This is a genomic window from Methylobacter tundripaludum, assembly GCF_002934365.1.
GTDB classification, from domain to species: domain Bacteria; phylum Pseudomonadota; class Gammaproteobacteria; order Methylococcales; family Methylomonadaceae; genus Methylobacter_A; species Methylobacter_A tundripaludum_A.
Map to the genome: position 1 here is coordinate 58,483 of NZ_PTIY01000010.1, position 10,350 is coordinate 68,832.

Below are 10,350 nucleotides of genomic sequence, written 5' to 3' on the forward strand. Positions count from 1 at the left end.
CAGCTTAGAACCCATAAGCGCCGAAGAGTTTTCCCATTTCAGGCGCGTTATTTACGATCACGCAGGCATTGCGCTCACCCCGGAAAAAAAAATCATGGTGGCCAGTCGCTTAGCCAAGCGCTTACTGCATTATGGTTTGCAAACCTACGGGCAATACTACCAATTGCTGAATACAGGACAACATCCCCAGGAATTTCAATTGATGGTTAATATTCTGACCACCAATGAAACTTATTTTTTCCGTGAACCCAAGCATTTTGATTTCCTTCAGGAACAGATTGTTAAAACCTGGCGCGGCGATAATTTCCGCCTGTGGAGCGCCGCAAGCTCGACAGGCGAAGAAAGTTACTCCATCGGCATGACATTGGCCGAGACTCTGGGCATGAGAAAATGGGAAGTATTCGGCTCGGATCTCAATACCGAAGTGCTGGACACCGCGCGTCAAGGCGTTTATTTAATGGATAGACTGGATAATATGGATAAGCGTTTCCTGGATAAATATTGCCTGAAAGGCGTGCGTTCGCAAGAAGGCTATTTTCGCGTCGATGAAAAAATAAGAAAACGCGTCAGTTTCGGCCAGATCAACCTTAAAACCCCGCTTCCCAAAAGCCTTGGGCAATTTGATGTTATTTTTTTGCGCAATGTGCTGATCTACTTTGATACCGAAACCAAGCAAGATATAGTCCAGCGCGTCATTTCGGCGTTAAAACCGGGCGGCTATTTTTTTATCAGCCATTCCGAAACGTTGCACAACATTAAAACCGGATTATCCGTAGTGGCGCCTTCCATTTATCAAAAACCATGCAAATAGGGCAATATCAGGGACTGCCGCGCATCATCATCGATCCCGGCGAAAGTTATGTCACTAAAAAAGATGAAATAATTTCCACCCTGCTGGGTTCTTGCGTGGCGGCATGTTTGTATGATCCGGTAAATCATGTGATCGGCATGAATCATTTCCTGCTGGCTCAGCAGCATGCAGCCCATAATGCGGCCTTATTGGGCTCGGAAGGCGGACGCTACGGCATCCATGCGATGGAGCTGCTGATCAATCAAATGTTGAAACAGGGCGCGCAACGCATCCATTTAAAAGCCAAAGCCTTTGGCGGCGGCGATGTGCTGAAATTGGGCAATGAATTACGCGGCGGGCAATCCATAGGCGCGGTCAATTGCGAGTTTATTAAAACTTTTTTGCGTACCGAGCGCATCCCATTAATAGCATCCGCCTTGGGCGGCCCTATAGGCCGCAATATTTTTTTCCTGGCCAGCGATTTCTCCGTTTATGTCAAAACCATTGAAAGAAGCGAAGAACAAGCCGTTATTAAACAAGAAAAACGTTTCCTGGAAAAAAACACCACTGCACAGACACAGCAGCCGCCGAATCAGGCCGATTTCTGGTAACCGCACTCAATAATTAAACAACATGCCAACTGAAATTAAAGTATTGATTGTCGACGACTCCGCCGTGGTGCGACAGGTATTAACCGGCTTACTGGACGGCGTATCGGGATTAAAAGTCATCGGCGCAGCGCCCGACCCTATTTTCGCGATGAAACGCATGGAAACCGAATGGCCTGATGTCATCGTATTGGACATTGAAATGCCGCGCATGGACGGCGTGACTTTCCTTAGAAAACTGATGAGCGAGCGCCCCACTCCGGTGGTCATTTGCTCCACCTTAACGGAAAAAGGCGCGGAAGTGACTATGCAGGCGATGAGTGCCGGAGCGGTCGATATTATTACCAAGCCGAAGGTAAACTTGCGCGGTTTCCTGCAAGAATCCAAAACTGCCATTGTCGACGTTATCAAAGCCGCCGTAGGCTCCCGCCCCAGCGTCATCAAGTCCGCCTCAACCTCGCCCAGCCGCGCCCCGGCAAACACTCTCAGTGCGTGCGTCCCAAAGCCGATGGTGCAAACGACCGACCGGGTCATTGTGATCGGCACCTCGACCGGCGGCACCCAGGCCTTGGAATACCTGTTCACCCAACTGCCGCGTACCGCCCCGCCTATTGTCGTGGTGCAACACATGCCGGAACATTTTACCGCCGCATTTGCCAAAAGGCTGGACGGCATTTGCCAGGTGACGGTAAAAGAAGCCGCGCAAAATGACCGCGCCTTGCCCGGCTTGGTGTTGATCGCTCCCGGCGGCAAGCACATGCTGCTGCAACGCAGCGGCGCGCAGTATCAGGTTGAGGTCAAAGACGGCCCGCTGGTCAGTAGACACCGCCCATCGGTTGACGTACTATTCCGCTCCAGCGCTCAATCTGCCGGGGCTAACGCCGTGGGCATCATCCTGACCGGCATGGGCGATGACGGCGCGCACGGCATGAAGGAGATGCACGATGCCGGAGCGCTGACCATAGCGCAAGATGAAGCCAGTTGCGTGGTCTACGGCATGCCCAAAGAAGCCGTCAAACTCGGCGCCGTCGATGGCATTCTGCCGCTGTCGTCCATCCCGCAACTGATCATGCAGGCTCCTACCCGGGCGCTGTTTAAAAGAACCTAACCGTTACGCCCCCCTTATTGAGATTGCATTCGGAGTTGAATCCACCTTATGAATAAAAGCCAATATGATAGTTTAATTGAGGCAATTTACGATGCCGCCGTCATGCCGGAGTTATGGTCAATTTTCTTGGAACAGTTGTCAGATACCTTCAAAAGCAGGGGTACAGCGCTTCATCTGGTGGATTTTGCCAGTCTCAACTCCACTTGCCGTAGCGATGAATCTTCCTTTATTCAAACCGTCCGCACCGACCCTGAAACCGTCGTGTCTTACGAGCGGTATTATTCCAAGGTCAATGTCTGGCTTGAAAACTCCAAAAATTTACCTGAAGGCGAACTGATAACATCTGATCGCTTGTTTCCCGTGCAGGAATTTGTCAAGACTGAATGGTATAACGATTGGCTTAAACCGCAGGATTATTTTCATGCCATGATCGGTCATCTTCTCAAGCAGGATACGCTGACGGTGCGTCTGTCGATTTTCAGATCCAAACAACAACCCTTTTCTGCCGACGAAACAGCGCTGTTCGCGCGTTTGGTGCCGCATTTACGCCGCTCTTGCATGATCCACAAAAAATTTTCCGAAGTTAAAAGTGTACTGAACACAGACACTGAGCTGCTGAACCGCTTGCCGGTCGGGTTGGTCTTGTTCGATAAATGCGGCCAAGCCGTATTTGTCAATCACAGAGCGGAATCTTTAATCCGCTGTTCAGACGGCTTTCGTCTCAATACCTCTGGCCGCTGCCAAGCGGATAACGCCAATGAAACCCGTGCCTTGCGTCAGTTAATCAGCAATGCCATAGAACTGGGGCACGGCAATGCGATGAACTTGCACCGAGGCAACTCAAGCCGTCCTTTATCGGCAATAGTGGTATCGCTACAAAACCAACCGTTACCTTTCATCGGCTCGGTGCCGAGCGTTGCGTTATTTCTTTGCGATCCCGATCTGCCGCTTAACTTGGACGATAGCCTATTGACTCAATGCTACGGTCTATCCCCGGCCGAAGCCAAACTTGCGGTCGCTTTGCTGCGGGGACAAACGGTTAGCGATTATGCCCAAACACGAGGCATCAGCAACAACACGGTAAAAACCCAACTAAAACAGGTGCTGGAGAAAACCCAAACGCATCGTCAATCCGAACTCATACAATTGCTGACTACAGGTTTCGGCATGCTTGCAGCCCCAGCTAAGACGGTTATAACAAAAATCTGATCCGCACCTGCTTATTATTCGCCTAAAGCAATACCAATCTCAATAAGTTCACATGCATCCTTTCTACAACGGAAATAATGCCGTTAAGTTAGACGATTTTTTAGCTCACATAAAAAATAGTGATCGCTGGAGTGCAAGCTTCGCCTAAAGCGCCCACTTTGGGTGCTTGCATTAGCAGGCGGAGCCTGCACTCCAAATACAGAAGACTTTCATTAACTTAACGGCATTATTCAACGGAAAAAGGTTAGGTTGATGGGGGCAAACTGCGTGTTTTTATAGCGCCCGGAATCCAGTACCCACTAGGGCGGATAGTTGAAAATTATTTTCCTTTTTCACCCGAACGGGTGACGCGCTGTTCAATCGCTTAGTTTAAATTGTATCGCAACAGAACATTACCACACCGCGCAATCTGTTTCGAACGCGCACCGTTGGACGTATCCAATGTTCTCATTACGTGTGTAACTACATTAACTGGAGAGCAGATGAATTCCCCCAATTCTCGCTGTAGAGGTCGCTTACCTTTGCTATTCAAAAATACCCCTATCAACCATTTGATAACGGTATTACTTTTGACATTAGTTGGATGTACGCATCGCAACCAAGAGCAGCCCTCTGTTCGCCCCGTCAATATTGTTCGCATAACGAGCCAAGAGACACTGAACGACAGGCCGTTTTCGGGCGAGGTTAGAGCGCGTTTTGAGACGACTTTATCATTCCGGGTGGCGGGAAAACTAACCGGCCGCTTAGTCGATATAGGCGAGCAAGTGCATAAAGGGCAGTTGCTGGCAAGGCTTGATCCCGGCGATTTCCGGCTTGCCGCGCTGAATATTAAGGCTCAGCTTATATCCGCTAAAGCCGACAGCGAATACAGCAAAGACGACTTAAGCCGATACCGGGAATTGTTCGATCAGAACATCATCAGCAAACCTGAGTTAGATCGCCGCCAAACGCTTTACATTACCGCGCGGCAAAAGGTTGCGGCGCTCGAAGCCCAACTCGGTCAGGCCGACAACCAACTGACTTACACCGATTTGCGGGCCGACCGCGACGGCGTGGTGACCGCGCTGGAAATCGAAACCGGGCAAGTCGTCTCCTCCGGTCAGCCGGTTATCAGGCTGGCCCAACTCGATGAAAAGGAAATCCATATCGACATTCCCGAGCACCGCGTAGCCGAACTCAAACAGCGCCAAGACGTCATGGTTACCTTGTGGGCCGACAGCGACAAACAAATCAAGGCGCGTATCCGCGAAATCGCGGCGGCAGCCGATCCGGTCAGCCGTACCTATCGGGTCAAAGCAACTCTTCTGGAAGGCCGGGATGATGCGCGGCTTGGTATGACCGCAATGGTTTGGATACCTTCAATCACGCCTTCCCGCCTCGCCGTTCCCCTCTCGGCTATTTTTACGCCCCAGAATAAGCCGGAACAAACCCGTGTCTGGCTGGTTGACGAACGCACGTCTACAGTCAAAGCCACGCCGATACAAATCGGCGCAGCACTGCCCGGCGAGCGGGTTGCAGTGACAGGATTGAGTTCCGGGCAACTGATTGTCAGCGCCGGCGTAAACCGCCTGCGCGAAGCCCAACCCGTGCGTTTGCCGCAACAATTTATCCTGGCGTTAACGCAGGCAAAGAATTCCAGTCATGAATAACTTCAATCTAAGCGCCTGGGTGTTAAAACACCGCGCTTTCACCGGTTTTATCATGGTGCTGTTGCTGTTGGGTGGGCTATTCGCCTATTTCCGCCTCGGACAACGGGAAGACCCGGAATTTACCTTCCGGGTGATGGTGGTCAAAACCCTCTATCCGGGCGCAACGGCTTTAGAAGTCGAACAACAACTGACCGACCGGCTGGAAAAGAAAATCCAGGAATTGCCCGATCTGGATATTTTGCGCAGTTACTCCAAGCCGGGGGAGTCGGTCATTTTCGTGACTCCGCGTGAAGATACGCCGCCCAAGGAAATCCCCAACCTCTGGTATCTGGTGCGCAAAAAGGTTGACGACATCCGCATGACGCTGCCGCCCGGCAGCGTCGGACCGTTTTTCAACGACGAATTCGGCGATACTTACAGCCTGATCTATGCCTTTTCGGGCGAAGGCTTTAGTTACGCCGAGCTGAAAAAAGCCGCCGATTTAGTCCGCCAACAACTGCTGCGGGTCAAAGATGTCGAAAAAATCGACCTGCTCGGCGTACAGGACGAAAAAATTTATATCGAATTTTCCGACAAAAGACTGGCCGAACTGGAGCTTGACGCCAACGTGGTCGCGGAAGCCTTGCAGGCGCAAAACAGTATGCTGTCGGCAGGAATTGTGTACACCACCCAGCGTAATTTGCCGATCCGCATCACTGGTCAGTTCGATTCGGTGGACAGCATCGCCGGCCTGCCGGTGCATATTGAAGGCCGCACCTTGCGCGTTGACGACTTCGCCCACGTTAAGCGCGGCTACATTGACCCGCCGGAACTTAAAATGCGCGTCAACGGCAAGGAAGCCGTCGGCCTCGGCATCACCATGAACAAACGCGGCGATGTACTGGCGCTGGGCAAGGCGCTGGAAGCCGCCAAGGCCGAAATAGAAGCCGAACTCCCAATAGGTATTGATCTCGAGCAAGTCGCCGATCAACCGCGCGTCGTCAACACCGCTATCGGCGAATTCCTGTCCACCTTCTTTGAAGCGTTGGCCGCGGTACTGCTGGTCAGTTTTTTAAGCCTGGGTTTTCGCACCGGCTCGGTGGTCGCGCTGACGGTGCCGCTGGTATTGGCCGGAACGCTGCTGTGCATGTTGCTGTTCGGCATGGAAATTCACCGTATTTCATTAGGCGCGTTGATTTTGGCGCTCGGCTTATTGGTAGACGACGCGATGATCGCCATCGAGATGATGGCGCGCAAACTGGAAGAAGGTATGGACAGAATGACTGCTGCGACCTATGCCTACAGCGCCACCGCCTTCCCGATGTTGACCGGCACCTTAATCACCATCGTCGGCTTCCTGCCGGTCGGTTTGGCCAAATCGCAAGCCGGCGAATACACCGTTTCGATATTTCAGGTGATGGGCATCTCGCTGTTGCTGTCGTGGATCGGCGCGGTCGTTTTTACGCCCTATTTGGGTTTCCTGTTGCTCAAGATCCAGCCGCATAGCGCGCACCATCACGACCTGTTCGACACGCCGTTTTACAATCGCCTGCGCTATTGGGTGACTTGGTGCGTGGATCATCGCAAAAAAGTCATCGTCGCTACCGCCGCCCTATTTTGTGTCGGCTTGGCGACGCTGAGCCAAGTTCCCGAACAATTTTTTCCGCTGTCGAATCGCCCCGAGGTCATCATTGACCTGTGGCAGCCCGAGGGCAGTTCCTTTGCGCATAGCGAAGCGACCGCCAAGCATATGGAAGCGATTTTGAGCAAAGATGAAGACGTGGTGAATTACACCGCCTATATCGGCAGCGGCACCCCACGCTTCTTCCTGCTGATCGTACAGCAGTTGGCCAATACCAATCTCTCCGAGTTTGTAGTGATGACCAAAGACAATGCGGCCCGCGAACGGGTCATGCAACGCATTCGGCTGGCTTTTGCCACCGATTTCCCGGAACTGCGCGGACGCGTCATGCGCCTTAACGTCGGTCCACCGATGGATTATCCGTTGGTGTTCAGAGTGTTTGGCGAAGATCCCAGAACGGTTCGGAGCATTGCCGACGAAGTGGCCGAGGTGATGCGCGACCATCCCGGCACCGTGGATGTGAACGACGACTGGCATGACCGGATTCCGTCGCTACGCTTGGTGCTCGACCAGGACAAGGCCCGTGCGCTCGGCGTTTCTACGGCAAGCCTGTCGCAAGCCTTGCAAGCCCACTACACCGGGATTCCCGCAGGACAATTCCGGGAGGATGACAAGCTGATCGACATCGTCTGGCGGGCGCAAGACAACTTGCGCACCGCCGCCGACCGGTTGCCCGATGTGACCGTGCGCACCGGCAACGGTCGATCGGCACCGCTGTCGCAGTTCGTCACGTTCGAAACCGCATTCGAGGACGGCGTCCGTTGGCGGCGCAACCGCTTCCCCGCCATTTCGGTGCGCGCCGACGTGGTCGACGGAAAGATGGCTCCCGACGTGGCGGCCGAGATCATCCCGAAACTTAAGCCTATCCAGGAACAGCTACCGCCCGGCTATTTCATCGAAACCGGCGGCTCCAAAGAGGACGCCTGGACTTCCCAGAAATCAATATTCGTCTGGATTCCATTGGTTTTGGTCATTACGCTGATCCTGCTGATGATGCAATTGCAAAGCCTGTCCCGAACCTTTCTGGTGTTCATCACCGCACCGTTGGGTGTCATCGGCGCGGCGTTCGCCCTGCTGCTGTTCGGCGCGCCTTTCGGCTTCGTGGCGCTGCTCGGCATCATTGCCCTGTCCGGCATGATTATGCGCAACTCGGTGATCCTGGTAGACCAGATCGAACAGGATCAAAAAGCCGGGCTCGATGCCTGGACCGCCATCATCGAATCGACTGTACGCCGCTTTAGGCCGATCCTGCTGACGGCGGCGGCGGCCATCCTGGCGATGATCCCGTTATCGCGCAACGATTTTTTCGGCCCGCAGGCTATCGCGATTATGGGCGGACTCACTATCGCCACCTTCCTGACGGTTTTCTTTTTGCCTGCGCTCTATGCGGCGTGGTTCAGGGTGGAACGCTCGCCGCTAAATGCAGAGGCATTCGTGATTTTGCCGTCCGGCAACGGAGCTTCCCAATGAACCTAAAAAAATTGCATCTGTTCAATGTGCCGGATAGCCCCTTCTCCCTTGAGGGAGAAGGTTGGGATGAGGGGGATATAAAGGGTTGTTTTTATTCTCCTCACTCCAACCCTCTCGGCAACTGCTCCATGCGTTGCTCTACCTCCTGCATCCATGCAGTCGTCCAGCAGGAGAGGGAGTTGTTCTCGTTCCCACGCGCTACGTGGGAACGAGGGATGAACATGTCGCATTGGCTACCGATCCCCATTCTGGCGGCGTTGCTTAACTTGAGCGCCTGCACCCCAACCCGTGTCGACAATCCAATGAACTTGATAACACCCCCCAAAGATTGGCATCACGCCCCCGATGCCCAAACACGTTCTAACCCGGCCGATCTTAAAGAATGGTGGAAAGGGTTCCAGGATCCGAAACTGAACGCCCTGCTTAGCCAAGCATTGGCGAACAATCACGATCTCAGGAGCGCCATAGCGCGTGTTCGTGAAGCCAAAGCCATGACCACCGTCGCCGACTCGATGCTCTATCCAAGCATCGACCTGTACTCCGGCGGCGGTCGGGAAAAAAAGATCGACCGGATCATCGGCGTACCGAGCGATCAAGGCATCCGGCTATTCACACCCACTGCCGATATTATCAGCGGCGGGTTGTCCGCCCGCTGGGAAATCGACCTGTTCGGCACCCGACAGTTGGAAGCGGAAGCTGCCGCCGCTCAGGCGGAAGGGGCCGAACAGGCCCTACATGCCGCCCAAGTGGGACTGCTGGCCCAAGTAGCGACCCACTATTTAGAGCTGCGCGGGATACAAAAACGCACAGCCATCTTGCGGAAAAACATCGCCATCCAGCAGGAACGCCTGAGAGTGTTAAAGGTATTCAACCGCACAGGCTTGACCAACCAATGGGACATCGCCCGTCAGGAAACCTTGGTGAACACCACTGCCGGTGCGCTTCCTACGCTCAAGAGCGCCGGCTCAAACCTGATTCATCGTCTTGCCGTGTTACTGGGCGAGCCGCCGGAAAAAATGCAAATCCGCTTGGCTCATGCCGAGCCATTGCCTACAAATTCGCCGGACATCCCCCGTCTTCTGCCCTCGGACTTACTGGAACAAAGACCTGATCTGCGCTTGGCGCAGACCGAAGTCGCTACAATGGCCGCCCGTCTCGGCGCGGCGCGGGCCGATTTGCTGCCCAAGCTGGTGCTGTCCGCTAGCGGCGGTTTCGGCGCGTTGGCTTCGAGCGGGTTTTCAAGTATTGCCGAGAGTGTTTATACGCTCGGTTCGGGCCTTACCGCGCCGATATTCAATGCCGGACGCATCCAGGCCCACATTACCGCCGCCGACGCCAGGCTGGATCAAGTCGCGGCGAACTACGAGAAGACTTTTCTGCTCGCACTGGAAGACGTGGAAAACGCCTATGTCGCGCACGTCTCGTCGCTGGAGCGCCGCAACCGAATGACCGAAGCCGAAACCGCTGCTGAAGAAGCCTACCGGCTCGTCAATGGCTTATATCAGCATGGCGCCAGCGATTATCTCTCCGTACTGGACGCCCAGCGCACCAAACTTGCCGTCGCCGATGAGCGAGCCAAGGCCGAGACTGAGGTGTACGTTGCCCTGGTTTCAATTTACCGGGCTTTTGGCGGCGGGTGGGTAGCCGAAGTCTCTCACCAATAATTTATGTCTTACCTACGCAGCTGTTTCGCACAGCAAAAGGAGACGGAACAAGGATTGTAGAGAAGATCAGCGAGACAAAACAACTCACTTAAGAATTAAAGCACAACCGGGGCAGCGCCATTCCACTGCGTAAAACAGGCCGTCTTAGGCTCAATGCTTATTGTCTGAACTAAGAGCAATCTACAGCCAAAACCGAAGTTTTCAACGAACCGTTCAAAACCCGGCTAAGCC

At 53.7% G+C, this 10,350-nt stretch carries 7 protein-coding genes; all 7 read left to right on the forward strand.

Features of this window, described 5'->3' with window-relative positions:
- Window positions 1–13: 13 nt before the first annotated feature.
- The 7 genes from B0F88_RS12750 to B0F88_RS12780 all read left to right on the forward strand — a co-directional run bounded on the left by B0F88_RS12750 (window position 14) and on the right by B0F88_RS12780 (window position 10,119).
- Window positions 14–811 carry a CheR family methyltransferase gene (locus B0F88_RS12750; protein ID WP_258076666.1) on the forward strand — a complete coding sequence of 266 codons (798 nt, stop codon included), beginning with the start codon at window positions 14–16 and terminating at the stop codon, window positions 809–811.
- On the forward strand, window positions 802–1,401 hold the full coding sequence (locus B0F88_RS12755) for a chemotaxis protein CheD (protein WP_104424313.1): 600 nt from the start codon (window positions 802–804) through the stop codon (window positions 1,399–1,401). The genes B0F88_RS12750 and B0F88_RS12755 overlap by 10 nt, the downstream gene beginning before the upstream one ends.
- Before the next feature lie 22 nt (window positions 1,402–1,423).
- Window positions 1,424–2,506: a protein-glutamate methylesterase/protein-glutamine glutaminase gene (locus B0F88_RS12760; protein WP_104424314.1), complete on the forward strand. Its 1,083-nt coding sequence runs from the start codon at window positions 1,424–1,426 to the stop codon at window positions 2,504–2,506.
- 48 nt (window positions 2,507–2,554) lie between these two features.
- Entirely contained in the window at window positions 2,555–3,715 is a 1,161-nt protein-coding gene (locus B0F88_RS12765; RefSeq protein WP_104424315.1) for a helix-turn-helix transcriptional regulator, read from the forward strand.
- A gap of 569 nt (window positions 3,716–4,284) precedes the next feature.
- Window positions 4,285–5,364, forward strand: coding sequence for an efflux RND transporter periplasmic adaptor subunit (locus tag B0F88_RS12770; protein WP_258076659.1), 1,080 nt, complete (start codon window positions 4,285–4,287; stop codon window positions 5,362–5,364).
- A complete protein-coding gene (locus B0F88_RS12775) occupies window positions 5,357–8,455 on the forward strand; it encodes an efflux RND transporter permease subunit (RefSeq protein WP_104424317.1) in 3,099 nt (1,032 codons plus the stop codon). Before B0F88_RS12770 ends, B0F88_RS12775 begins: the two co-directional genes overlap by 8 nt.
- Window positions 8,452–10,119, forward strand: a complete 1,668-nt coding sequence (locus B0F88_RS12780) for a TolC family protein (protein ID WP_308555270.1) — start codon at window positions 8,452–8,454, stop codon at window positions 10,117–10,119. Before B0F88_RS12775 ends, B0F88_RS12780 begins: the two co-directional genes overlap by 4 nt.
- Window positions 10,120–10,350 lie beyond the last annotated feature (231 nt).

Coding starts and splice junctions, on each gene's coding strand:
- B0F88_RS12755 (WP_104424313.1), top strand. CDS start 802: ATGCAAATAGGGCAATATCAGGGACTGCCGCGCATCATCATCGATCCC.
- B0F88_RS12760 (WP_104424314.1), top strand. CDS start 1,424: ATGCCAACTGAAATTAAAGTATTGATTGTCGACGACTCCGCCGTGGTG.
- B0F88_RS12765 (WP_104424315.1), top strand. CDS start 2,555: ATGAATAAAAGCCAATATGATAGTTTAATTGAGGCAATTTACGATGCC.
- B0F88_RS12775 (WP_104424317.1), top strand. CDS start 5,357: ATGAATAACTTCAATCTAAGCGCCTGGGTGTTAAAACACCGCGCTTTC.
- B0F88_RS12780 (WP_308555270.1), top strand. CDS start 8,452: ATGAACCTAAAAAAATTGCATCTGTTCAATGTGCCGGATAGCCCCTTC.